The organism is Pseudomonas pisciculturae (genome assembly GCF_015461805.1).
Lineage (GTDB): Bacteria > Pseudomonadota > Gammaproteobacteria > Pseudomonadales > Pseudomonadaceae > Aquipseudomonas > Aquipseudomonas pisciculturae.
The window spans coordinates 364,660-388,919 of record NZ_JACVZE010000004.1 but is presented as its reverse complement, the minus strand read 5'-3'; the positions used below and the strand labels follow the sequence as shown (position 1 = coordinate 388,919).

19 protein-coding genes are annotated in these 24,260 nt (G+C 59.6%); 12 read left to right on the top strand and 7 right to left on the bottom strand.

From position 1 onward, the window contains the following. Positions 1-25: 25 nt before the first annotated feature. Genes ICY20_RS13690 through speB form a run of 3 tightly spaced genes read right to left on the bottom strand, consistent with a single transcriptional unit; the run spans position 26 to position 2,934 of the window. Positions 26-1,540, bottom strand: a complete 1,515-nt coding sequence (locus ICY20_RS13690; protein ID WP_194937722.1) for a purine-cytosine permease family protein — start codon at positions 1,538-1,540, stop codon at positions 26-28. Between the two features lie 21 nt (positions 1,541-1,561). Then, positions 1,562-1,984, bottom strand: coding sequence for a YybH family protein (locus ICY20_RS13685; protein WP_159961777.1), 423 nt, complete (start codon positions 1,982-1,984; stop codon positions 1,562-1,564). Next, a complete protein-coding gene (speB, locus tag ICY20_RS13680) occupies positions 1,984-2,934 on the bottom strand; it encodes an agmatinase (protein ID WP_017134866.1) in 951 nt (316 codons plus the stop codon). The genes ICY20_RS13685 and speB overlap by 1 nt, the downstream gene beginning before the upstream one ends. A gap of 246 nt (positions 2,935-3,180) precedes the next feature. Here speB and ICY20_RS13675 point away from each other — a divergent pair, with 246 nt between their 5' ends. From ICY20_RS13675 to ICY20_RS13640, 8 genes are all read left to right on the top strand, one after another. Then, on the top strand, positions 3,181-4,074 hold the full coding sequence (locus tag ICY20_RS13675) for a LysR family transcriptional regulator (RefSeq protein ID WP_194937721.1): 894 nt from the start codon (positions 3,181-3,183) through the stop codon (positions 4,072-4,074). 5 nt (positions 4,075-4,079) lie between these two features. Further along, complete coding sequence (locus tag ICY20_RS13670; RefSeq protein WP_159961775.1) at positions 4,080-4,670, top strand: tRNA-uridine aminocarboxypropyltransferase; 591 nt, start codon at positions 4,080-4,082, stop codon at positions 4,668-4,670. Between the two features lie 73 nt (positions 4,671-4,743). Next, on the top strand, positions 4,744-10,644 hold the full coding sequence (locus ICY20_RS13665) for an NEL-type E3 ubiquitin ligase domain-containing protein (RefSeq protein WP_194937720.1): 5,901 nt from the start codon (positions 4,744-4,746) through the stop codon (positions 10,642-10,644). Positions 10,645-10,750: 106 nt separating this feature from the next. Then, positions 10,751-11,653, top strand: coding sequence for a cysteine synthase CysM (gene cysM / locus ICY20_RS13660; RefSeq protein WP_122485811.1), 903 nt, complete (start codon positions 10,751-10,753; stop codon positions 11,651-11,653). Further along, a complete protein-coding gene (rlmD, locus tag ICY20_RS13655; protein ID WP_194937719.1) occupies positions 11,653-13,005 on the top strand; it encodes a 23S rRNA (uracil(1939)-C(5))-methyltransferase RlmD in 1,353 nt (450 codons plus the stop codon). The genes cysM and rlmD overlap by 1 nt, the downstream gene beginning before the upstream one ends. Before the next feature lie 137 nt (positions 13,006-13,142). Beyond that, entirely contained in the window at positions 13,143-15,386 is a 2,244-nt protein-coding gene (gene relA / locus ICY20_RS13650; protein WP_122513452.1) for a GTP diphosphokinase, read from the top strand. 140 nt (positions 15,387-15,526) lie between these two features. Further along, positions 15,527-16,360, top strand: a complete 834-nt coding sequence (mazG, locus tag ICY20_RS13645) for a nucleoside triphosphate pyrophosphohydrolase (protein ID WP_159961769.1) — start codon at positions 15,527-15,529, stop codon at positions 16,358-16,360. Positions 16,361-16,385: 25 nt separating this feature from the next. Then, the gene (locus tag ICY20_RS13640) at positions 16,386-16,931 is read left to right on the top strand and encodes a DUF2058 domain-containing protein (RefSeq protein WP_159961767.1); all 546 of its coding nucleotides are present in this window, start codon (positions 16,386-16,388) and stop codon (positions 16,929-16,931) included. A 97-nt stretch (positions 16,932-17,028) separates the two neighbouring features. On the opposite strand, the gene ICY20_RS13635 is transcribed toward ICY20_RS13640, so the two are convergent. The 4 genes from ICY20_RS13635 to purM form a co-directional block, all read right to left on the bottom strand. Continuing rightward, the gene (locus tag ICY20_RS13635; RefSeq protein ID WP_003175379.1) at positions 17,029-17,217 is read right to left on the bottom strand and encodes a hypothetical protein; all 189 of its coding nucleotides are present in this window, start codon (positions 17,215-17,217) and stop codon (positions 17,029-17,031) included. A 376-nt stretch (positions 17,218-17,593) separates the two neighbouring features. Continuing rightward, a complete protein-coding gene (locus ICY20_RS13630; protein WP_194937718.1) occupies positions 17,594-18,307 on the bottom strand; it encodes a DUF3108 domain-containing protein in 714 nt (237 codons plus the stop codon). An 8-nt stretch (positions 18,308-18,315) separates the two neighbouring features. Then, entirely contained in the window at positions 18,316-18,966 is a 651-nt protein-coding gene (purN, locus tag ICY20_RS13625; RefSeq protein ID WP_159961763.1) for a phosphoribosylglycinamide formyltransferase, read from the bottom strand. Further along, the gene (gene purM, locus ICY20_RS13620) at positions 18,966-20,024 is read right to left on the bottom strand and encodes a phosphoribosylformylglycinamidine cyclo-ligase (RefSeq protein WP_014719398.1); all 1,059 of its coding nucleotides are present in this window, start codon (positions 20,022-20,024) and stop codon (positions 18,966-18,968) included. The genes purN and purM overlap by 1 nt, the downstream gene beginning before the upstream one ends. Positions 20,025-20,368: 344 nt before the next feature. Here purM and ICY20_RS13615 point away from each other — a divergent pair, with 344 nt between their 5' ends. The 4 genes from ICY20_RS13615 (at position 20,369) to ICY20_RS13600 (ending at position 24,251) form a co-directional block, all read left to right on the top strand. Next, on the top strand, positions 20,369-21,400 hold the full coding sequence (locus ICY20_RS13615) for a DUF2066 domain-containing protein (protein ID WP_194937717.1): 1,032 nt from the start codon (positions 20,369-20,371) through the stop codon (positions 21,398-21,400). 34 nt (positions 21,401-21,434) lie between these two features. After that, entirely contained in the window at positions 21,435-22,508 is a 1,074-nt protein-coding gene (locus ICY20_RS13610; protein WP_159961759.1) for an AI-2E family transporter, read from the top strand. Between the two features lie 195 nt (positions 22,509-22,703). Continuing rightward, positions 22,704-23,408, top strand: coding sequence for a DnaA regulatory inactivator Hda (hda, locus tag ICY20_RS13605; protein WP_126570612.1), 705 nt, complete (start codon positions 22,704-22,706; stop codon positions 23,406-23,408). 213 nt (positions 23,409-23,621) lie between these two features. Next, positions 23,622-24,251: an NlpC/P60 family protein gene (locus ICY20_RS13600; RefSeq protein ID WP_159961757.1), complete on the top strand. Its 630-nt coding sequence runs from the start codon at positions 23,622-23,624 to the stop codon at positions 24,249-24,251. Positions 24,252-24,260 lie beyond the last annotated feature (9 nt).

The following is a 24,260-nucleotide window of genomic DNA, read 5'->3' as shown; positions in this document are numbered from 1 at the left end:
GACGGCGTTTCTCCGATTGTCTTTCTTATGTTGTAGGCGCAGTTTTTGTGGCGAGGGAGCTTGCTCCCGCTGGGCTGCGAAGCGGCCCCTTAGGCCCATACACCTCTGCCGGTTCCGGGAACACGCGCAGCAAGCTCAGATACACCACCGACGCCAGCCCCAACGTCACCGGCAAGCTGATATCAATGCCATCGGCCAAATTGCCCAGCGGCCCGACGAACTGCCCCGGCAAGTTAACGAAGCACAGCCCCACCAACGCGCTGGGTATCCACGCCCCCAGCCCGCGCCAGTTCCAGCCATGGCTGAACCAGTAGCGGCCGCCGGTTTCACCCCGAGTGAACACCTGCAAGTCATCCGGGCAGTAGAAGCCGCGGCGCACGATCAGGCCGATGATCATCATCACCATCCACGGCGTGGTGCAGGTGATGATCAGCACCGCGAAGGTCGACACGCTCTGCACCAGGTTGGCGGCGAAGCGTCCGATAAAGATGAAGGCAATCGACATCACCCCAATCAGCAACGTCGCCTTGACCCGTGACAGCAGGCGCGGGAACACGCTGGACATGTCCAGCCCCGTGCCATACAGCGACGTAGTGCCCGTAGACATGCCGCCGATCACCGCGATCAGGCACACCGGCAGGAAGAACCAGCTCGGTGCTACCGCCAGCAAACCGCCGACATAGTTGTTGGCCGCGATGTAGTCCGGTGCCTTGATCGCCACGATGGTTGCAGTGGCTAGGCCGAACAGGAACGGGATCAACGTGGCGATTTGCGCCAGCACCACCGCCAGCATGATGCGCATTTTCGGCGTCTCACGCGGGATGTAGCGCGACCAGTCGCCCAAGAACGCGCCGAAGGAAATCGGGTTGCTCATGGCCACCAGTGCTGCGCCAATGAACGCTGCCCAAAAACCGGTCTGGCCCATGGCGATGCTGCCGGCGAAGTGGCTGTCAAAGGCTGGCGCAAAGGCGAAGATACCCAGCAGGAACAGCAGGCTCGCCGCCCATACCGCAATGCGGTTGACCCACAGCATGAAACGAAAGCCGTAGATGCACACGGTCAGTACCAGAATCGCGAACACGCCGTAGGCCAAGCCCAGGGTCAGGTCGGTTTCCGGTAGGCCGATCAGACGTTTCGCACCGCCTACCAGCGCATCGCCTGAACTCCACACCGACAGTGAGAAGAAGGCAATTGCCGTCAGCAACGACAAAAACGAGCCGACGATCCGCCCGTGCACACCAAAGTGCGCACCGGAAGACACGGCGTTGTTGGTGCCATTGATCGGCCCGAACAGGCCCATGGGCGCCAGAATCAGCGCGCCCACCAATACACCCAGCACAATCGCCCAGACACCGGCCTGAAACGACAAGCCGAACAGCACCGGGAAGGAACCCAGCACGGCGGTGGCAAAGGTATTGGCACCGCCGAAGATCAGGCGGAACAGATCCTTGGGGCCGGCGGTACGTTCGTGGTCCGGGATCTGTTCGACCCCGTTGGTTTCTATCTTGCGAATACTTTTATCGTTGTTTTTATTATTCATGATCAGCTCCGATCACATTGGCTAAGGGGGCGGCAGCCCTTCCGGCATTGCGGACAAATGTTCGTGACAGGCCAGCCACAGGCCTTGTTTTTGTTGTGTGCCAGACCCTTGTCGTTTGAAGACAATGGTCTCGCGTTCCTGGCTAAAAAATTGCTCCCCGTTCATGCGCAGCTCGGTGGCCACGTCATGCATAAAAATCGCCACGTCGCCTTGCAGGCTGACAAAGGCGTTGCTCGATGTGCACGAGAGCACTTCGAACCCCTCATCCGCACGCCAGCTGTCCCACAACGCCTGGTAGGCATCGCGACTGAGCAACGGCTGGGGGAGGGTGTAGAACACAAAGCTGGCATCGGCCGTGAACGCGCCGAAGTAGGCTGCGCGGTCATTACGGGCGAAGGCCGAGACCAGCTCGGCCGCGGCGTGCAAGACTGCTTGCGCGCTCATCAGCGGTGCGCCACGCCAGGCAATACGCAGAGCATTTCGTACAGCAGGTTGGCGCCCAGCAACGAGGTGTTACCGGTGGTGTCGTAGGGCGGCGAAACTTCTACCAGGTCACACCCCACCAGGTCGAGGCCTTGGCAGCCACGGATGATTTCGATCGCCTGGATGGTGGTGAGCCCGCCGATTTCCGGGGTGCCGGTGCCGGGTGCCCAGGCCGGGTCGATGCCGTCGATATCAAAGCTCAGGTATACCGGCCCGCCGCCGACTTTTTCCCGCACTTCGGCCATCAGCGGGGCGAGGGAGTGGTGCCAGCATTCTTCGGCCTGGACCACACGGAAGCCTTGTTTGCGGCTCCAGTTAAAGTCTTCAGCGGTATAGCCTTGGGCACGCAGGCCGATCTGCACCACACGGTCACAGTCCAGCAGGCCTTCTTCCACCGCGCGGCGGAACGTGGTGCCGTGGGCGATTTTCTCGCCGAACATATGGTCGTTCACATCGGCGTGAGCGTCGATGTGCACCAGCCCGACCTTGCCGTGTTTTTTGTGGATAGCGCGCAATATAGGCAAGGTAATGGTGTGGTCGCCGCCCAGGGTCATCGGGATCACGTCGTGCTCAAGGATCTCGTCGTAGGCTTCTTCGATGATGCGCACGGCGTCGAGCAGGTTGAAGGTGTTGATTGCCACGTCGCCGATATCGGCCACCGACAGCGAATCGAACGGGGCGGCACCGGTGGCCATGTTGTACGGGCGGATCATCACCGATTCGGCACGGATTTCACGCGGCCCGAAGCGGGTGCCGGCGCGCAGCGAGGTGCCGATGTCCAGGGGCACGCCGATAAAAGCGGCGTCCAGGCCCTTGGCGGTTTGCAGGTGGGGGAGTCGCATCATGGTGGCGATGCCGGCAAAGCGCGGCATTTCGTTGCCGCCCAGTGGTTGGTGGAAAATCTTGTCCACGGGAGTGCCTCATCGTTGTTTTGTTTATTAGAGGCCGATTCTGCGAAATCCCCCCGCATGAAAGAATCGGCAGGGGCAAATACTTAGTTCAGATTTTTCTAAACTAATGCCTGAGGTAAACTCCGTTCAAATGTGGGAGCTGGCTTGCCTGCGATAGCGGTGGTTCATGCAATATCTCTGTCACTGATACAACGCCATCGCAGGCAAGCCAGCTCCCACAGGTTTTTGTATGCATCCGGAGATCCGATGGCCAACGCCTTGCCCGACCTGAAACTGCTGCGCATCTTCGTCAGCGTTGTGCGCCACCAGGGGTTCGCCAATGCCCAGCACGAACTCAACCTGTCCACCTCGGCCATCAGCACTTATATGAGTCAGCTGGAATCGGCGCTGGGCCTGGTGTTGTGCCATCGCGGGCGGGGCGGATTCAGCCTGACCAGCAAGGGTGAGTTGTTCCATCAGGAAACCCTGCGCCTATTGGGCGAGCTCGAAGGTTTCGAACAGTACGCCGCCGCGTTAAAAGGCGAGCTGCGCGGCACGTTGAAGCTCGGCGTACTCGACTCCACCGTCAGCGACAAGGCCTTGCCGTTCGCCGAGGTCATTGGTGCCTACAGCCTGGAACACCCGGCGGTGCACCTGCACTTATCGGTGATGAGTCCGTATGAACTGCAACTGGGCGTGCAGGACAACCGGCTCGACCTGGCCATCGGCGCCTTCTCCAATCGCATGAGCGGGCTGATCTATATGCCGCTGTATCGCGAACAGCACTGGTTGTATTGCAGTGCGCGGCATCCGTTGTTCAACGAACGGCGCATTCCCGAGCAAGTGATCACCCAGCAACGCATGGTCGGCCGCGGTTACTGGAGCCAGGCGGAGTTGGCGCGCCATGGCTTCAAGCACAGCGCGGCTACGGTGGAAAGTATGGAGGCACAGCTGATTTTGGTGCTGTCCGGCGCCTACATTGGTTATCTGCCAGAACACTACGCTCAGGCCTGGGCCGATAAGGGCGACCTGCGCGTATTGCTGCCAGCCACCTTCGGCTACCAGGCGCCGTTCTCGATGATCATGCGCCGTGGCCGCAGCCGCGAACCCTTGATCCAGACCTTTCGCGATTTGCTCAAAACCCAGCTCAACCAGGCCTGAAAATCATGTCCAGACCCCAGTGTTCCCGTTGCCTCAGGCCGCTCACCCACTGTTTGTGCGCGCTGATCCCCAGCCTCGACAGCCGCACTCGCGTGTTGCTGTTGCAGCATCCGAGTGAGGTCAATCATGCGCTCAACACGGCGCGTTTGGCGGCGTTGGGGTTGAACAATGCGCAGTTGCTGGTGGGGGAGGTGTTTGAGGACTTACCCGCGTTATTGAGCGTGCCCGGTTATCAGGCACGGCTGTTGTTTCCGGCGGACGACGCCCAGCCGCTGCACGCTTATGCGCCGGACGATCAACCGCTATTACTGGTGGTCCCTGATGGCACTTGGCGCAAGGCGCGCAAGTTGCTGCACCTCAACCCATTATTGGCCGCACTCCCACGCGTCGCGCTGGCCGAAGGGGCCGTGTCGCGCTACCGGTTGCGCAAGGCTCCCGGCCCTGGTGCGTTGTCGACAGTGGAAGCGATTGTGCAGGCGTTGCAGGTGTTGGAAGCGCCGGTGACGTTCGACCTGTTGCTCAACCCCTTCGAGGCACTGATCGAAGGCCAAATCGCGGCGATGGGGCCCGCAGTTTTCAAAAAAAACCACGGCTGACAGGTCGCGCTACATAGCTACCGCTGAGACAGGAGGGCGAGGGCGCAGGCTGATCTTTTTCAGGAATAGGAAAATGGTCGAGCCGATTATCAGTACCGCGCCACAGGACTCACTGTCCGTGTTCATGGCTCAGCAACGAGGGCCGTTGATGGCGGGCCAGGAGTGGGCGGCCCTGCAGGCCCTGGACAGCCTGCGCCCGGGGTTCGACAGCTTGCTTGAAGGGCTCAATGAGCAGGAAAAGCGCGACTACCTGGACTTGCAGAGAGCCTGGATCGACAACCAGAAGACTCTGGAGCAGGCCATTCGCCAGTTCACAACTGAGTTTGAACAACGCGCCAAGGCGTCGCTGCGTACTGAGTTGAGAGCCTTGACCGGTCAGGATATCGATCCCGAGGTGGCGAAGATCAATACTCGCTATCTCAAACCGTCAGGTCGCGTACGTCGCGAGTACAAAGGCGATGAGGAAGTGATCGAGCGTGCCACCCTATGGGATGCCGCTTGCATGAACTATGACGGCCTGACGGGTTGGAGTGTGCTGGGTACCTCCAGCTTCGTTGACGCCAGTTACCTCGATAGCGACATCAACGCGACTGCAAGCCAATTCATCGCGCTGGTACGCAGGCTCAATATTGGCGGGCAACTCAAAACACGTCTTAGCGAGGCGTTATTGGCCAACGGCTCGCTGGGTAGCGGCATCATGGGGTTGGCGAAGGCCGAGTTTGAGTTCGCCCTCATCGAAGCCTTGAGAGACACTACGGCTAGCCGAGTCGATCGAGACAAGTACCAGTGTGTGAGGCGCGCATTGGTGGGGGAGATGAGTTGGAATGTGGTGGAAGAAATGCAGTTGTTTATTCCTCACGGCGTCGATAACGTTAGTTGGATACCTGAAACGATCGGCTTGACTGGGCAATACATTGGCCAGCCCCCCGGCGACAAGCTGGTCATCGCGCATATCGTTTTTTCCGTCAAGGGCTGCAAAGGTGCCTTTAGCTTTCTGCCGAATCGGCCAGGCGGCGCTCTGCGCCATCATTCCAGCCACCGTGAGGCGTGCGAGTCGTTCTACGTTTCATTCCGCAACCTCTACAGCAACGGGCAGATAGAGTGGCTGTACCAGGTCATGTTGCTGCGTGACAGCGCGCGGTTGAAGCAAATCGTCAAAACCACACCGCTGCGTCACGATGCTCATTGGTTGGAAAAGCTGGTCCACTCGCTGGCCCAAGCTCTTCCGAAAACCATTGCCAGCAACAGCATTGGCTATGTACGCAACTCGGTGCAGAAGACGCCTGTCTCTAGCTTGAGTGACTTTTACGTCAAGCGCAGTCAAGCCAACTTGCAGGAACTGGCCAATCAAACACCCGGTTTCATGGCAACGCTGATTGAACTGTTCAAGAGTTTGATCAATGAAATCCTCAACGTTTTGTTGATCCCGGTGCCGGGGGCGTTGAAGGGGTTGGGTCGAATACGGGCTTTCGCGATGTTCTACGCGATGGAGCAAGCACTGGTTGAGGGCGGCCAACAGGCAATGCTCGGTGAGCCAGGCGAGTTGCTCCAGGGGTTTGCCGACCTGGCTGATTTATTGATCAGTGGTCGAATTCATACCCGCTTGGCCTATAGCGTGCAGCGCCGCCATCAACGCTTGTATCGGCAACTCTCCCTGCGGCACGGTGCGACACCTACCCCTCAGCAACTGTCCAGCCCTCAGATACTCGAAAGAATGCTGGCTGCTCAGGATGTGCCGGCTCGCAAATTGGAGGCACTACTCGACGCAAGTTCCACATCACGACAAACCTTGAACCAGATTTGGGACGGTGCCCCGGCGTCGGCCTCCCTGATCGAGGCCGTGGATCGGTACCGGGTCGACAGGCTTATCGACTGGGTGGCCGACGGTGCCGATCCTGGTCGTCCGGTGCCCGTCGGTGCGGTTGACGTCATTGCGCCGCTGCTCGTACGGATGGATAACTGGCCAGCGAGCACTTCCCTGAGCATCGAAAACCACCAGGGCCAGGAAATACGCCGCTACAGCAAGAACGCACTTCGCCCGGCGACATCGACGGTTACCGTGGCCGTGCAGGAAAACCATCAGTTTGCCTACGCCGCGCCGCGCCGCTACACCGCCCATCTGCCGCAGGCCATCGTGGAGCTGTTGCCGACGTTTTTCACGGGTGGGCAGCCGCTGCTGCGTCAGCAATTGGCGACGCAAGCCAAGGCCTTGAGGCTCGAACTGTTTGTTGCGTTGACGCGTTTTGCTGGGGCCAGTCGTGCCGTGGTGAAGGACGTCAGCGCGTCAGTGCACAACCTGTTGCCCGACAGCGTTGGCAGTGAACATCAGGTACCCGCTGTGGTTACGCAATTGCAAGCCTTGCATCCTGAGCTGAGTAGGGTGCGGCTCTTGGAGGTGCTGCGTGAACATCCCCTGTCGGAACACCAACAAACGCAGTTGCTGGACTCGAAATTGCAACCCGAAGCGCTTTACAACGCGTTACGCGGCGCCCGTCAGGTGGCACGCTGGGACGCCATCATTGATGGGATCTTCCACCCCCGCAGGTTCAGTCAAAAAACCCAGAGTTGGGCCGCAGAGTTTGCCCACGGCGTGCTGAATGACGGCATCGGTCGACCGCTGGTCGTCAGTCCTGCAGGGCAGCTCGCCTCCTACGTTTCTGGTGGTGCTGCGGACCGGACTATCGTGGTGATTGATCAGCTTCGGGGGGACTTTTCGTCGTTTGATCATCGTGACTCTCGCACTGGCCCGACGCTGAGCGGCGCTGACAGTTTCTATGAAGCGATCGTGAGCCAGCTGTCTGATGCGGATCGGCTCGGCCTTGGGTTGAATGCGTTGCGGGCGATCGACGACTTGCGTCATCTGGTTGCTCGCGCCATGTTGCTCAGCCGTGCACCTGATGGCTCGTTCTATCCCTGCCGGCGTGAGATCGAGCGGTACGCCAGCCCCGTCGAAAAGTCGCTTATCAACCCTGAACCCCATGCCCAAGGCCTGTATCGCCTGGGGGCGGATCGCTACCTGCTTATCGAGGGGGAATGCTTCAAGGTTGCCGAACAGCCCTGGCGTATTCAGCATCCGTCATTGCACGATGCGTATGCGCCGCTGTTGACCCACAACGGCGCAGGCGCGTGGCGTCATGAATGGGAAAACCCCCTGACCTGGGACGGGCAGAAGCTGTTTTATCGCCTGGAGCCTTTGGCTCAATCGTTTTCGTTGGATGTCATCGAACAGATTCAGCATGTCAGCGGTGTGACACCTGGAATCCTGCGGCGCGTGCATATGCGTAACGAGCGCCCGCCGGCGGTGCTGAGGGAGACCATTGAGCGTTTCACTGTCCACCAGCGCATCAAGGCCGGCGTAGAAGTGGGGCGGGACTTTTTTGATGAACTGCTCGGTGAGGTGGGGCCCGAGCGCGCGGATGTGCTGGTGGGGCATCCGGGTATGGGGCGTGTCGAGCAGATCGATGTACTAGAGAGCAGGGTGGCAGCCGATCAGCCGCACATGGAGCGGCTTTTTTTCAAGGTGTTGTGTCATAAAAGCGAACTGTCGACGGACCCATTGGCGCAAGTACTGCAACGCCACTTTCCCAGTTTGACGGCGGCAATTGCCGAAGATCTGCTGCGCGATATCACGGCAAGTGAACGCCTGAAACTGCAAGCGGGCCACTTTCCTCCGACGTTGATGCCTGATGTGCGCTGGTGGATAGATTATTTACGCAAAACCAAGGCTCTGGAGGGGGTCTATCTGCCCGCTGCTGAGAGTGAAGGCAGCTCAAGATTGATACTGCATGCTTTGCCGGATATAGAGGGATGGTCGAGCCACCTTCGGGTCGAAGTGTGGGAAAGAGGTCACCTGATTGACAGCGTGGGGCCCGCTGACGCGACGTTGCAGCGTGTGCTCGTCTCTGTCAGCGGACACTACGAGGCATACATTCCCCAGGCGAATGGAGCGCGGCAATCGACGGGAAGGCCGGGGGCTTTTCTTGCCGTGTTGCTGGACGCGCTGCCGACGCAGGAGCGTCAGGCACTGCGCTATACCCATGATGAGCTGAAACTGGAAATCGATCATCGTTTGCGCCGTAACATGGGGTTCGCAGCCTTCTCCCAGAAAGGGCGCCTTCCCATGTTCAAGCCACCTCGGCGCCAGGCTGATGATCGTATCGGTTACCCCCTGAGCGGTGGTGATGACTTGGGGCCTGCGGACCGCGAGCAGGTGGCGCGGGTACGTGAATTGTTTCCAGCCAAGACTGACGAACAGGCCAGAAGCCTATTACTGGATGTTGGCGACTCCGTCAGCGAGCGCGAAGGGGTCATCAACTACCTGATCAACGAACGTAACGTGATGAACAATGCGTTGCAGCAGTGGCGCGATGAGGCTTCGGCGAGCGATGCGGGTATCGCCTCGGCCCGCTCTCGGGCTTTGGCGGTTGCACGGATTCAGCGCTGCTGGGCGAAGGAGGGCTTTACTCCGGGCGTTGTTCAAGAACTCAATCTGGATGACCTGGATCTGGCGAGTTTACCGACACTGCACGCGCATTTCGGCCATGTAACGATGTTGAGCGTGAACAGCAATCGGTTGACCGACCTACCGCCCAATTTCATCAGATGTTTCCCCGGCCTTCGCGTGATCAACTTCAATGGCAACCAGTTCAGCCATCTGCCGGATTTCGAGGGCGCCCCGCAACTTGCGGTGCTCAACCTGTCAAACAACCGCCTCAAGTTCACTTTGCGCGACGAATTACGACTGGCCGCACTGACCAATTTGAGGACGCTTGATTTATCGGCAAACCCACTCGGGCAGGGGCGGCAGCTATCGCTCTATCGTTTAAAGCAGCTGCGAGACCTGAATCTGCGCAATTGCGGGCTGGATCGAATGCCGCGCGGTGCCGTGACACTGGCGACACTGCGCAATTTTGATCTTCGCGACAACCAAATCAGAGTGCTGTCCGAATCGGATCTGTTCATTTTGCCCAAGGTTCATCAAGGCATGAATTTGCGGGGCAACCCGTTGTACCCCGAAACGCAGCTGCTGTTGCGTCGAGTAGGTGCGCGTTATGGGCGACCTAGTGCTGATTTCGGGTTATGGCAACCGCCAGAATCGCTTGATCAAAGCGCGACCCGCTGGTTGGCGTTACTTCCCGGTACAGAAGTACGCATGCGTCAGCATGATTGGGCCACGCTGCAGGAGCATGCGATGACGGATTACTTTTTCGAGCTGCTTGGATGCATCGCGAGTGATCCCGGCTTTATTGATCGCCAATTTCAAGCCCTGCGAGAGAATGTCACGCAACGTGTCTGGACACTTATCGACGAAGCGCTGTTTCATGGTCGTATGGAGCTGATTGCAATCTCATCGGCCTATCGTTATTTAAACAACGATAATTTAGACAGCTGGCTGCTGTGCCTGCATGAACTTGAACTGAACATGTTGCCGCAGCGGATGCTCGCAGGTGACGTACAAAGTGCCGGGCCGGGCTTTCTGCGTTACTACCGTGCACTGCGTCGGCTTGACTCCCTCAGTCAGCAGATTTCCCGCTATTTCGATCCGCAGGAGTCATGGCAGGCCTGCACGCGAATTTTGAGCTATCGCATTGCTTTGGCTCCCAGCCTTGAATTGCCACTGGTACTACCTGGGCGTTTCGATGAGCCCACCGAGGTACCTGATGCCCATTCGGTGTATACCCTAAGGCAGAACATTCTGCGTCAGGAGGATGGTTGGAGTTGGCCTGCACATGTCCAGCATGAGCCCGATTGGGTGGAGTTTCTGGAGCGCAAGTACGCGCAGAGGTTTACGTCCGAGCTCAAAGAACATGATCGGAGCTTGCAGAGGGCGACCGATAAAGTGGAGAAGGGCTTGATGACGGAGGGCGCCTACCTGAATCACGTTCGCACCCTGCAAGCCGCGAGGCAAACGGCCAAAGACGAACTGATCCGGCAACTGACCCTTGAGGAGTGGAATGAGTTCGTGATCGGCTGATCCTTTGCTTATGCCTTTAAGCCATAAGCACCGCACTTTGCGTGATATGGCCCGTCGGCCTTTCCCGGTATGATGTGCGCCCCGCAGTCTGGATTGCGAATACGCCATGACCTTGCAGTACCCTACAATCGCCGATTGCGTCGGCAACACGCCCCTGGTCCGCTTGCAACGCATGGCGGGTGAAACCAGCAATACCCTGTTGCTCAAGCTCGAAGGCAACAACCCGGCCGGTTCCGTCAAGGACCGCCCGGCGTTGTCGATGATCACCCGTGCCGAGCTGCGCGGGCAGATCAAGCCCGGCGACACCTTGATCGAAGCCACCTCGGGTAACACCGGCATCGCCCTGGCCATGGCCGCGGCGATCAAGGGTTACAAGATGGTGCTGATCATGCCCGACAACGGCAGCGCCGAGCGCAAGGCGGCGATGACCGCCTATGGCGCCGAGCTGGTGCTGGTGACGCAGGAAGAGGGCATGGAAGGTGCCCGCGACCTCGCCGAGCGCATGGCCGCTGAAGGCCGTGGCCAGGTGCTGGACCAGTTCGCCAACGGTGACAACCCCGAGGCGCACTACACCTCCACCGGCCCGGAAATCTGGCGCCAGACCGGGGGTACCATCACCCATTTCGTCAGTTCCATGGGCACCACCGGCACCATCATGGGCAACTCGCGCTACCTCAAGGAGCAGAACCCGGCGATCCAGATCGTTGGCCTGCAACCGATGGAAGGCGCGGCCATCCCCGGTATCCGCCGCTGGCCCGAAGAGTACTTGCCGAAGATCTACAATTCGACCCGTGTGGACCGCATCATCGATATGGCTCAACGTGAAGCCGAAGACACCACGCGCCGCCTGGCCCGTGAAGAAGGCATCTTCTGCGGCGTGTCCTCCGGTGGCGCCGTGGCCGGCATGCTGCGTTTGTCTAAAGAAGTGGAAAACGCGGTGATCGTCGCGATCATTTGTGACCGAGGCGACCGTTACCTGTCGACCGGCATTTTCGACGAACCCAACTGATGGCCAAGCACGAGAGAGGCCTGCGCTTCCAACCGACAGGCGGCAGCCGCGCCCCGCAGATTCCGGTGGGCAAGAAGCAACGCCTGACCATTGAGCGCCTGGCCAACGATGGCCGAGGCATCGTGTTCTTTGAAGGCCGCACCTGGTTTGTGAACGGTGCACTCGCTGGCGAAGAAGTCGAAGCGCGGGTGTTGGGCGCCCACGGCAAGATCGTTGAGGCCCGCACTGAGCGTGTGTTCACGGCCAGCGAATTGCGCCGCCCGGCACCTTGTGCCCACGTTGGCCGCTGCGGCGGTTGCAGCGTGCAACACTTGCCCCATGCCGAACAGCTTGCCCTGAAACAGCGCATGCTCGCTGAGCAACTGTCCCGCGTGGCCGGTGTCGAACCGCAAGAGTGGGCTGCGCCGTTGAGCGGGCCGGAATTTGGCTACCGCCGCCGCGCCCGCGTGGCCGTGCGCTGGGATGCCAAGGCGAAAAAACTCGACGTGGGTTTCCGTGCCGTGGCCAGCCAGGACATCGTTGCCATCGATGATTGCCCGGTACTGGTACAGGCCTTGCAACCGATCATGCAGCGCTTGCCAAACATGTTGCGCCGCTTGAGCAAACCTCAGGCGTTGGGGCATGTGGAATTGTTCAGCGGTACGTCCATCGCCGTGTTGCTGCGGCATATGGCACCGTTGTCTGATGCAGACCTGCAAGTATTGAAAGAATTCTGCGCCTTCCATGAAGCCCAATTGTGGCTGCATGGCGAGGGCCAGCCGGAGCCGGTGCAAGCCGATGCCGTGTTGGGTTTTCGCCTGGAACAGTGGGGCTTGGAATTGGCCTATCGCCCAGGCGACTTCGTGCAAGTCAATGCCGGGGTCAATGAAGCAATGGTCGCCCAAGCCTTGGATTGGCTGGCGCCACAACCCGATGAGCGGGTGCTGGACCTGTTTTGCGGCCTGGGCAACTTCGCCCTGCCACTGGCACGCCAGGTGCGTGAAGTGGTGGCGGTGGAAGGTGTGCAGACCATGGTAGACCGGGCGGCGCTCAATGCCGTCAGCAACGATTTGCATAATGTGCAGTTTTTTCAGGCCGATTTGTCCCAGCCTTTGACCGACGCAGAATGGGCCAAACAAGGCTTTTGTGCGGTACTCTTGGACCCACCTCGCGATGGTGCCCTGGAGGTTGTGCGCAAGCTCGCAACCCTCAAGGCCAAGCGTCTGGTGTATGTGTCCTGCAACCCGGCCACGCTGGCGCGGGACACGGTTGAGTTGGTCAAGCAAGGCTACCGGCTAAAACGTGCCGGGATCCTCGACATGTTTCCGCAGACAGCGCATGTCGAGGCCATGGCGTTATTTGAAGCGGGCTAGGATGCCCGTTTAATCCGACTGGCCTGTATTCTCCACGGCCGTGACCTGCCAGGGAGCGTGCGTAAGCTTTAATAGGTAAAGCAGGTCAGCGATGATTTCTGGCGCATCGAAAGTGCGTCATAGGGAAGGTAAGCAAGATGGTACAGGTGAGAGCACACCAGCCGATCAACACCGACGGCAGTATCAATCTCGAGGCATGGCTCGATCATGCCATCAGTGTCGACCCGGCACTGGACCGTGAAGCCTTGAAGGCAGCCTGCGAGTTCGCTCGTGAGTCTGAGCAACAAGACAATGCGGCCAAGAACCTGTGGGCCGAGGGCACTTCCAGCTTTCGCACGGGGCTTGAGATCGCCGAGATCCTTGCCGATCTAAAACTGGATCAGGATTCGCTGATCGCCGCCGTGCTCTATCGCGGCGTGCGTGAAGGGCATATCCAGTTGCCCACTGTCAGCCAGCGCTTCGGTGCGGTGGTGGCCAAGCTGATCGACGGCGTGCTGCGCATGGCGGCGATCAGTGCCAGCCTCAGCCCGCGCCAGTCGATGGTGCTGGGCACCCAGGGCCAGGTTGAAAACCTGCGCAAGATGCTGGTGGCAATGGTCGACGACGTGCGCGTCGCCCTGATCAAGCTGGCCGAGCGCACCTGCGCGATCCGTGCGGTAAAAACCGCCGACGACGAGAAGCGCAACCGCGTCGCTCGCGAGGTCTTCGACATCTATGCGCCGCTGGCTCATCGCCTGGGCATTGGCCATATCAAGTGGGAGCTGGAGGACTTGTCCTTTCGCTACCTCGAACCCGACCAATACAAACAGATCGCCACGCTGCTCCATGAGCGTCGGCTCGACCGTGAGCGCTTTATCAGCGACGTGATGGGCCAGTTGCGGTCCGAGTTGCAGGCCACCGGCGTCGATGCCGACATCAGCGGCCGGGCCAAACACATCTATTCGATCTGGCGCAAAATGCAGCGCAAGGGCCTGGCCTTCAGCCAGATCTACGACGTGCGTGCGGTGCGTGTGCTGGTGCCGGAAATGCGCGACTGCTACACCGCGCTGGGTATCGTGCACACGCTGTGGCGTCACATCCCGAAAGAGTTCGACGACTACATCGCCAACCCCAAGGAGAACGGCTATCGCTCGCTGCACACGGCGGTGATCGGCCCCGAGGGCAAGGTGTTGGAAGTGCAGATTCGCACCCACGCCATGCACGAAGAAGCGGAGCTTGGGGTTTGCGCGCACTGGCGTTACAAGGGCACCGACGTCAAGGCCGGGTCCAACCAGTACGAAGAGAAAATCTCCTGGCTGCGCCAAGTGCTGGAATGGCACGAAGAACTCGGCGACATCGGCGGCCTGGCTGAACAACTGCGCGTGGATATTGAGCCGGACCGGGTCTATATCTTCACCCCCGACGGCCACGCTATCGACCTGCCGAAAGGCGCCACCCCGCTGGACTTTGCCTACCGCGTTCACACCGAAATCGGCCACAACTGCCGGGGCGCCAAGATCAACGGGCGCATCGTGCCGCTCAACTACAGCCTGCAAACCGGTGAACAGGTCGAGATCATTACCAGCAAGCACGGCACGCCGAGCCGCGACTGGCTGAACCCGAACCTGGGCTACATCACCACGTCGCGGGCGCGGGCCAAGATCGTCCACTGGTTCAAGTTGCAGGCGCGCGACCAGAACGTCGCCGCCGGCAAGACCCTGCTCGAACGCGAACTGGCACGCCTGGGCCTGCCTCAGGTGGACTTCGACAAGTTGGCCGAAAAAGCCAACATGAAGATCGCCGAAGACATGTTTGCCGCCCTCGGTGCCGGCGACCTGCGCCTGGCGCAACTGGTCAACCTGGCTCAGCAATTGGTCGAGCCAGAGCGCGGAAGCGAACAACTGGAGCTGATCCCCCGCAAGGCCACCGGCTACAAGCCTGGCAAGCGCGGTGATATCCAGATCCAGGGCGTGGGCAACCTGATGACGCAAATGGCCGGCTGCTGCCAGCCATTGCCGGGCGACGCCATTGTTGGCTACATCACCCAGGGCCGTGGCGTGAGCATTCACCGTCAGGACTGCGCTTCGGTGCTGCAACTGGGCGGGCGCGAGCCGGAGCGGATTATCCAGGTCAGCTGGGGCCCGGTGCCGGTGCTCACCTACCCGGTGGACATCATCATTCGTGCGTACGACCGTTCCGGTTTGCTGCGTGACGTGTCGCAAGTGCTGCTCAATGAGCGCATCAACGTGCTGGCGGTCAACACCCGCTCGAACAAAGAGGACAACACTGCGCTGATGTCCCTGACCATCGAGATTCCGGGGCTGGACGCGTTGGGGCGGTTGCTGGGGCGGATTTCCCAGCTGCCGAACATTATCGAGACACGGCGTAATCGCACGCCATGACTGGCTGGATAAATGGGGTCTGAAAGGTGGGAGGGGGCTTGCCCCCGATAGCGGAGTGTCATGCACCAGATTCTTGGCTGACCCACCGCGATCGGGAGCAAGCCCCCTCCCACATTTGGATCTTCAGCGGATAGAGATCAATGTATTCACTAGACGACCTGCTACACCTGATGAACCGCCTGCGCGACCCGCAGTACGGCTGCCCGTGGGACATCAAGCAAACCTACGCCACCATCGTGCCGCACACTCTGGAAGAAGCCTACGAAGTTGCCGACGCCATCGAGCGCGGCGATTTTGATCACCTGCAAGGCGAGCTCGGCGACCTGTTGTTCCAGGTGGTGTATTACAGCCAGTTGGCGCGCGAAGAAGGACGGTTCGAATTCGCCGGGGTGATCGACAGCATCACCCGCAAGTTGCTTCGTCGCCATCCCCACGTGTTCCCCACGGGTGATCTGTATGCGCCGCTGGATATCCCGCAGTTGAGCGAAGAGCAGGTCAAGCAGCGCTGGGAGCAGATCAAGGCCGAGGAGCGTGCAGAAAAATCCGACGCGCCGGAGCAGCTTTCCCTGCTGGACGACGTACCGACTGCCTTGCCGTCCTTGTCCCGTGCCGCCAAATTACAAAAGCGCGCCAGCCAGGTCGGTTTTGACTGGCCGTCCGCCTTGCCGGTGGTGGACAACGTGCGTGAAGAGCTCGATGAAGTACTCGAAGCCATGGCGGATAACGATTCAGTCGCCATCGCCGATGAGGTCGGTGACCTGCTGTTTGCCGCGGTCAACCTGGCCCGCCACCTCAAGGTCGACCCCGAAACCGCGCTGCGGGGCGCCAATGCCAAGTTCGAACGACGCTTCCGATTTATCGAGCAGGCATTGCGCGACACGCACAAACCCATAGAAGATTGCACCCTCGAAGAGTTGGACGCCCTGTGGGGCGAAGCCAAACGTCAGGAAAAGAACATGTCCAGCTGCGGTTGAGCGGCTGCCTAAGTGAGTAAGCACCATGAGCATTTCCCTTCGCGATCAGTTGCTCAAAGCAGGTCTGGTCAACCAAAAGCAGGCCAAGCAGGTCGGCAAAGAGAAACAGAAGCAGCAGCGCCTGGTCCACAAGGGCCAGATCGAAGCCGATGACACCCAGGCGCGCCAGGCAGCCGAGGCCAAGGCCGAGAAGGTCAAGCGCGACCAGGAACTGAACCGTCAGCAGCAAGAGAAGGCTGAGGCCAAGGCTCGCACGGCCCAGGTCAAACAACTGATCGAGACCTCGCGCCTGCCCAAGCTGACCACCGAGGACTACTACAACTTCGTGGACGACAAGAAGGTCAAGCGCCTGTCGGTCAATACGTTGATGCGTAACAAGCTCAGCAACGGCTCCCTGGCCATCGTGCACCACGGCGGCAGCTATGAGGTGATCCCGCGCGAAGCCGCGCTGAAGATCCAGGAACGCGCACCAGAGCGCATCGTGCAGCTCAACATCCTCACCGAAAGCCAGGTGCCGGATGAGGATGATCCGTACGCTGCTTACCAGATCCCGGATGATCTGATGTGGTAAGGCTGTAGTCACGAAAAACCCCGCTCAAAAGGCGGGGTTTTTGTTTGCAGGCAGTCCAGCTGCTGTGTGGGGCTGGGGCCTGCGCGATTTCAGAGTATCAGGAGCTTTGTGCCTGGCGTTTCATCTCAAGCGACTCAAGCTCGTTTTTATAGTTGTGAGCGTCGCTCTCGTTGTGAAACATGCCGACCAGCAGGTCTTGTTGGTGGACATCCCAGATGTGAATGCCATGGCCCAGTGCTTCGTGGGACATATGTTCGTCGTCGCGCTCAGTTACTTTTACAGTCATCTGCTTGCTCCAATCTCTGGTGGGTCTGCGGCAAGTCGTCGCAGGTCTCTTTTATATATTTTGTTAGCTTGCTAAGTAAACCGACTTTTCGCGCAACAAGTCTTTGCGGGAAATGCAACAGTGCTGGAGGCCTTGTAAATAGTGATGTTCGCTCGCCGGGGCTGGAGTTTTATGACAGAAGTTTCATGTTGGAGTCAGGCTCCAGGCCTGTATTAACCGCGCCATCGCCATCGCAGGCAAGCCAGCTCCCACAGGGGAATGCATTCCAAATGTGGGAGCTGGCTTGCCTGCGATGGCGGCGCATGATTCAAGGAGAAATCTGCAGGCAAAAAAAAGCCCCGCATTCAGCGAGGCTCCTTTTTGACTCATCAGCCCATCAGCTACCTTTGACAGCCTTACCGTCAACAGTACCGTCCTGCAGCATGATGTTGTATTCCTTGCCATCGGTCTCAACCTGACGCAAGGCAACCAGAATGCCGCCCTGGTCTTTCGCAAACCACATCTGAGTGATGCGCTTGCTCTGAGTCGGGTCACGCACGCGCTCAACCTTGATCGCGTCGATGGAACCGACCTTGGTCTGGACCTTTTCCGGGCCGATCACGCGGAAGTCGTACGTGTCGACATCAGTGCCTTCGACCACGTTGTAGCTCATGCTTTTCTTGCCAGCGGCAACGTCGCGCTGCAGGGCCAACTGGTAGGTCGACTTGTCGAGCATGCCCGTTTGCAGGGCTACGTTGACCGGGTCTTTGTTTTCAAAGCCGGTGACTTTTTTGGCGGACTGATCGAAGTCCAGGTTGATCTTCTTGGCTTTACCCAGGCCGCCGCGTTCGAAGGTGTAGCTCTTGGGTTGCAGGGTGTCCTTGTCAAACAGGATCACGCTGGTTTCAGTGAGGCTGGCGATCATCATGGAAGCCTTGAAATTCAAGGTCCAGGTGCCATCGCCATTTTTGGCCAGGCTGCGCTCAGCCGAACCGCTCATGGGCAGCTGTTTCCAGTCGGCGGTGTAGCTTACGGAGAAAGGGTGAAGGTCTGCCGCTTGCACCGCAGGCAAGGCAAACAGAGCAAAAGCGAAGAGCAAGGCGCGACGCATAAAATCTCCTAGGTTCGAATCAAGTGGCCGCTGGCCGCAAGTAACTGACCGTCCAATAATGCACCCTGATCACCAAGAATCAACCGCCCCTCGGCAAACCAGCGTACTGCCAGCGGGTAAATCTTGTGTTCCTGGGTGTGAACCCTTTGTGCAAGGGTCTGCACCGAGTCGTCAGACTCTACCGGAACCACTGCCTGTACGACCAGAGGTCCGCCATCGAGTTCCTCGGTAACAAAGTGCACGCTGCAGCCGTGCTCGCTATCGCCGGCGTCGAGCGCCCGCTGATGGGTGTGCATGCCTTTGTACTTGGGGAGCAGGGAAGGGTGGATATTGAGCAGACGCCCTTCATAGTGGCGTACGAAATCAGCGCTGAGGATGCGCATGAAACCGGCCAGTACCACGAGTTTGGGGTTGAAGGCGTCGATCAGTTCGACCAAGGCCGCATCGAAGGCCTCGCGGCCCTCGAAAGCCTTGTGATCCAGGTCGCGGGTTTCGATACCCGCGTCCCTGGCACGTTGCAGGCCGTAGGCGTCGCTGCGGTTGGAGATCACCGCAGCGATACGCACCGGGCTGTCGCCGGTGCGCGTGCTGTCGATCAGGGCCTGCAAGTTACTGCCGGTGCCGGAGAGCAGCACCACGACATCACAGGTCTGAGACATTAATGAGCCTTGAGGTTCTTCAGTTCAACCTGGGCTGCGCCTTCGGCGGCAGTGGCGATCTGGCCGATGACCCAAGGCTGCTCGCCCGCTTCACGCAGTACGTTCAGTGCGGTTTCAACGTGCTCTTGAGCGACGCAGATGACCATGCCCACGCCGCAGTTCAGCACGCGGTGCATCTCGGTTTCGTTGACGTTGCCTTTCTCTTGCAGCCAGTCGAATACCGCAGGACGCTGCCAGCTGGCCACGTCGACGATCGCCTGGGCGCCTTTTGGCAGCACGCGTGGGATGTTGTCCAGCAGGCCGCCACCGGTGATGTGGGCCATGGCTTTGACGGCGCCAGTGTCCTTGATCAGCTTGAGCAGTGGCTTGACGTAGATGCGGGTCGGGGCCATCAGCAGGTCGGTCAGGGGCTTGCCGTCGAGTTGGATGTTCTCGATGTCGGCGCCGGATACTTCGATGATCTTGCGGATCAGCGAGTAGCCGTTGGAGTGCGGGCCGGAAGATGGCAGGGCCAGCAGGGCGTCACCGGCGGCAACCTTGGAGCCGTCGATGATTTCGGCTTTTTCTACAACGCCGACGCAGAAGCCAGCCAGGTCGTAGTCTTCGCCTTCGTACATGCCTGGCATTTCAGCGGTTTCGCCGCCGACCAGGGAGCAACCCGACAACTCGCAGCCAGCGCCAATGCCGGTCACTACCTGGGTAGCGGTTTCGACGTTGAGCTTGCCGGTGGCGTAGTAGTCCAGAAAGAACAACGGCTCTGCGCCGCATACCACCAGGTCGTTGACGCACATGGCCACCAGGTCGATGCCGATGCTGTCGTGCTTGTTCAGGTTCAGTGCCAGGCGCAGCTTGGTGCCCACGCCGTCGGTGCCGGAAACCAGCACAGGCTGTTTGTAGCCGGCCGGGATCTCGCAGAGGGCGCCAAAACCGCCCAGGCCGCCCATGACTTCGGGGCGCGCAGTGCGCTTGGCGACGCTCTTGATGCGTTCGACCAATGCTTCACCGGCGTCGATGTCTACACCGGCGTCCTTGTAGCTCAGGGAGGGTTGCTTGCTCATGATCCAGGCCTTTAGGGGGGATTCAGGGGTAACGACCGGGCGGGCGGGCGCTTTTGGTAAAAGCCCCAGCCGTTGACGGTCTGCGAAGGCGCGCGATTTTATCAGGCTTGAGGGGCAGCGGCCATCCTCGGGCCGACGGGCAGGGGCATATGGGGTAAAAAAATGCTAATCCGGTCTGCTTTGGTGCGTATTAAGGTATAGCCTTGGACCCGCTATCGTTATGACAGTACGAAAACTTACCGATACCCCGTGAATGTTTTACCGGTCGCTGTGGTCACAGCCTCAGTTAAGCCGAATTCACGCGGTCTGTTCCAGCCGCTAAATTTGTCGTTCGGGAATCTTCCATGCGTCTGTGTAAATTCTTCTTTGTGGGCTGTTTGTCGTTGGTCAGCCTGGCGAGTCATGCCGAAACCCTCAATGGCCTCTATCAAGTGCTTGAACCCGTCAGCAGCCAGTCGCCGCAAGAGCGCGATCAGGCCACCCAGCGAGCCGTGCAAACCCTGGTGATCCGCCTGACCGGCGACGCCAAGGCCGCCGATGGGTCGGGCCTGGCGGCGGTGCGCAAAGACCCGCAACAAATTATCAGCCAGTACGGCTACGACGCCGGCCCGCCCGAAAGCCTGCAAGTGGATTTTGACCCGGTCAGCACCGATCGTGCGTTGCGTGATGCAGGCCTGTCGATCTGGGGCAGCAATCGTCCGTCGATCCTCGGCTGGTGGCTGAACGATTCCACAGAAGGCAGCAGCTTGGTGGGCGATGGCCAGACCGTCGCCCAGGCGCTGCGCCGTGCGGCACAACACCGTGGCTTGCCGTTGCGCCTGCCATTGGGTGATCTGGATGAGCAAGTGGTGGCCACCGCACCGAACCTGGAAAGTGCTGACGCCACGCCGCTGCGCGCTGCTTCCGAGCGCTACGGCGCCGACGCCTTGCTGGCCGTGCATGCGCGCCAGGAAGGTAGCCAATGGCAGGCCAAGTGGCGCCTGTGGTTGGGCGACAAGAGTGATCAGGGCACGGCCCAAGGTGCAGACACCGCCGCGGTGGCCGATGCGGTCATGTTGGCGGTCAGCCAAAAACTGGCGCCACGTTTTGCGGTCAAGCCAGGCGTGAGCACCGAACAGCTGTTGGAAGTGCAGGGCATGACCCTTGAGCGTTATGCGGCCCTGGGTCATCTGCTTGAGCCCTTTGGTGGTCACCCCCTGTTGGTGGATGGCAGCCGCATCGTGTATCGCGTCAATGGCAGTGCCGATCAGTTGCGCACCCAGTTGAGCCTGGCCAAGTTGCAAGAAGTGCCAGCGGGTGAGGTGCCGGCCGCCGTGGATGGTGGTCAGCCGGCCACTGCGCCTGAACCCCAGGTGCAACTGCGTTTTCGTTGGTAGCAGTTTTCTTCTTTATATATAGGTGGGATGGTTTATGGCGGATACGCGTCGTTGGGTGTGGCTTGGCGGGATTGTCCTGCTGTGCGTCTTTGTGTTCTTGCTGCATTCGATCCTGACGCCGTTTCTGGTTGCGTTGCTGCTGGCCTATCTATTTGACCCGGTGGTGGACCGCCTGGAGAAACTCGGCCTGTCGCGCACGTGGGGCGTGGTGGCGGTGTTTGCCTTGTTCACCTTGATCATCACCGCGTTGGTGCTGGTGTTGGTGCCGATGCTGGCCAAGCAGTTGTTCCGGCTCTATGAGTTGGCGCCGCAAATGCTCGACTGGTTGCAGCACACGGCCATGCCGTGGGCTCAGGCCAAGCTGGGGCTGTCGGATGGCTTCTGGAAGTTCGACAAGGTCAAGGCGGCCATCAGCGAGCACATGGGCCAGACCACTGATATCGTCGGTGTGGTGCTCAGCCAGGCGACGGCGTCCAGCCTGGCGCTGATCGGGTGGCTGACCAATCTGGTGCTGATCCCGGTGGTGGCGTTCTACCTGCTGCGTGACTGGGACATCATGATCGCCAAGATCCGCAGCCTGCTGCCGCGCAATCGCGAGGAGCGCATTGTCGCCCTGGCGGGAGAGTGCCACGAGGTGCTGGGTGCGTTTGTGCGCGGTCAGTTGCTGGTGATGTTGGCGCTGGGGATCATCTACGCGGCGGGCTTGATGGCCATTGGCTTGGAGCTGGGTCTGTTGATTGGCCTGATTGCCGGCCTGGCGGCTATCGTGCCGTACATGGGCTTTGTGATTGGTATCGGCGCCGCGTTGGTAGCGGGTCTGTTCCAGTTTGGCGGCGACCTGTATCCGATGCTGGGGATTGTTGCCGTGTTCATGGTCGGTCAGGCCCTGGAAGGTATGGTGCTGACGCCATTGCTGGTGGGCGATCGGATCGGCCTGCACCCGGTGGCGGTGATCTTTGCGATCCTGGCGGGTGGTGAGCTGTTTGGCTTTACTGGCATCCTGCTGGCGCTGCCGGTGGCGGCGGTGATCATGGTGTTGGTGCGCCATGTGCACGATCTGTATAAAGATTCGGATGTGTACACCGGGGTCGAAGACCCGGATCTGTAAACCTGCTGTCACAAACCCGGCCTGCGCCGGGTTTGTCGTCTCTGGCGTCAAACAATTCGCATAAAACCAGCAAGTTAACGCAAACCTTTGATTTTGCTTGTGGTCTGCTGCATTGTGCGCCCGGCGTCACGGGTATAAACTTTGCAAACTTTACACAGAGGCCACTAACGGTTCGTTTGGAGCCGTTCAGTCAGCATGAAACCGATTCAGCTGCCCTTGGGTGTGCGTCTGCGTGACGACGCCACCTTTATCAATTACTACCCAGGCGCCAATGCCGCTGCGCTCGGCTATGTCGAGCGGCTCTGCGAAGCCGACGCCGGGTGGACCGAAAGCCTGATCTATCTGTGGGGCAAACACGGCGTAGGGCGTACTCACCTGTTGCAGGCCGCGTGCTTGCGTTTCGAGCAGATGGGCGAACCGGCGGTTTACCTGCCGCTGGCTGAGCTTATGGATCGTGGCATCGGCATCTTCGACCACCTTGAGCAATACGAGCTGGTCTGTCTCGACGACCTGCAGGCGATTGCCGGCAAGGCTGAGTGGGAGGAGGCGCTGTTTCACCTGTTCAACCGCTTGCGTGACAGCGGCCGGCGCTTGCTGATTGCTGCGTCCACCTCGCCGCGGGAATTGCCGATCAAGCTGGCTGACCTGAAATCGCGGATGACCTTGGCACTGATCTTCCAGATGCGCCCGCTGTCTGATGAAGACAAATTGCGAGCCCTGCAATTGCGTGCATCCCGTCGCGGCCTGCACCTTACCGACGAGGTCGGGCACTTTATCCTGACCCGTGGCACCCGCAGCATGAGCGCTTTGTTCGAGTTGCTCGAACAGCTCGATCAGGCCTCCTTGCAGGCCCAGCGCAAGCTGACCATTCCCTTCCTCAAAGAAACCCTAGGCTGGTAGCCAGCCCTTTGTTTTCGCGGCTTTCGGCAAATTACAGGCGTCAGAAAACCCGCGTTCTGGCCGGTAAGGCCGCGCAAAAGGCAGGTAAAGGGTGTTAAGGGCTTAGATGTCATAGTCCAAACAAGAAGTCACATAGATCGCGATTGAATTTGCAAATCGATCCGATAGTGGGCATAGTCTCGGCTTCTTTACATATCAGCCACGGTCGTGCCCATGCTAAATCGCTTCGCACCCCTCGTGCCTCTCGCACTCGTTACCCTGTTGTTTGGCTGCGCCTCCCACCCTCAACAAGTGGCAGAGCAGCAAAAGCCTCAGGTTCACAACCAGGCAAAATTCGTCGCTGCGCAGTCTGCTTCTGTTTATGAAGAAGAGCTGACGACTGAAAAAGAACTGGCCGAATTCTCCGACAGCAAGCCTTACCAGCTGCCGGTTCTCGCCGATAGCATTCTCGAGCGCGGCATGTCCCTGATCGGTACCCGTTACCGTTTCGGCGGCACCTCTGAAGCCGGTTTCGACTGCAGCGGTTTCATCGGCTATCTGTTTCGCGAAGAAGCGGGCATGAACCTGCCACGCTCCACTCGCGAAATGATCAACGTGAAAGCACCGTTGGTCGCGCGTAACAACCTCAAGCCCGGTGATCTGCTTTTCTTCAGTACAGCTGGCCGTGGCCGTGTAAGTCATGCCGGTATCTACTTGGGTGATAACCAGTTTATCCACTCCAGCAGCCGTCGCAGTGGTGGTGTTCGCGTCGACAACCTGGGTGACAGCTACTGGAGCAAAACCTTCATCGAAGCCAAGCGCGCACTCGCCATGGCCCCGACTACGGTTACCGCTAGCAAGTAAACTTAAAGT

Excerpts from the sequence above, each read along its gene's own strand:
- ICY20_RS13635 (WP_003175379.1), bottom strand. The coding sequence starts at position 17,217 with ATGACTGTAAAAGTAACTGAGCGCGACGACGAACATATGTCCCACGAA.
- ICY20_RS13675 (WP_194937721.1), top strand. The coding sequence starts at position 3,181 with ATGGCCAACGCCTTGCCCGACCTGAAACTGCTGCGCATCTTCGTCAGC.
- ICY20_RS13670 (WP_159961775.1), top strand. The coding sequence starts at position 4,080 with ATGTCCAGACCCCAGTGTTCCCGTTGCCTCAGGCCGCTCACCCACTGT.
- ICY20_RS13610 (WP_159961759.1), top strand. The coding sequence starts at position 21,435 with ATGGCGGATACGCGTCGTTGGGTGTGGCTTGGCGGGATTGTCCTGCTG.
- cysM (WP_122485811.1), top strand. The coding sequence starts at position 10,751 with ATGACCTTGCAGTACCCTACAATCGCCGATTGCGTCGGCAACACGCCC.
- ICY20_RS13615 (WP_194937717.1), top strand. The coding sequence starts at position 20,369 with ATGCGTCTGTGTAAATTCTTCTTTGTGGGCTGTTTGTCGTTGGTCAGC.
- mazG (WP_159961769.1), top strand. The coding sequence starts at position 15,527 with ATGTATTCACTAGACGACCTGCTACACCTGATGAACCGCCTGCGCGAC.
- ICY20_RS13685 (WP_159961777.1), bottom strand. The coding sequence starts at position 1,984 with ATGAGCGCGCAAGCAGTCTTGCACGCCGCGGCCGAGCTGGTCTCGGCC.
- hda (WP_126570612.1), top strand. The coding sequence starts at position 22,704 with ATGAAACCGATTCAGCTGCCCTTGGGTGTGCGTCTGCGTGACGACGCC.
- rlmD (WP_194937719.1), top strand. The coding sequence starts at position 11,653 with ATGGCCAAGCACGAGAGAGGCCTGCGCTTCCAACCGACAGGCGGCAGC.
- purM (WP_014719398.1), bottom strand. The coding sequence starts at position 20,024 with ATGAGCAAGCAACCCTCCCTGAGCTACAAGGACGCCGGTGTAGACATC.
- ICY20_RS13665 (WP_194937720.1), top strand. The coding sequence starts at position 4,744 with ATGGTCGAGCCGATTATCAGTACCGCGCCACAGGACTCACTGTCCGTG.
- ICY20_RS13600 (WP_159961757.1), top strand. The coding sequence starts at position 23,622 with ATGCTAAATCGCTTCGCACCCCTCGTGCCTCTCGCACTCGTTACCCTG.
- purN (WP_159961763.1), bottom strand. The coding sequence starts at position 18,966 with ATGTCTCAGACCTGTGATGTCGTGGTGCTGCTCTCCGGCACCGGCAGT.
- relA (WP_122513452.1), top strand. The coding sequence starts at position 13,143 with ATGGTACAGGTGAGAGCACACCAGCCGATCAACACCGACGGCAGTATC.
- ICY20_RS13630 (WP_194937718.1), bottom strand. The coding sequence starts at position 18,307 with ATGCGTCGCGCCTTGCTCTTCGCTTTTGCTCTGTTTGCCTTGCCTGCG.
- ICY20_RS13640 (WP_159961767.1), top strand. The coding sequence starts at position 16,386 with ATGAGCATTTCCCTTCGCGATCAGTTGCTCAAAGCAGGTCTGGTCAAC.
- ICY20_RS13690 (WP_194937722.1), bottom strand. The coding sequence starts at position 1,540 with ATGAATAATAAAAACAACGATAAAAGTATTCGCAAGATAGAAACCAAC.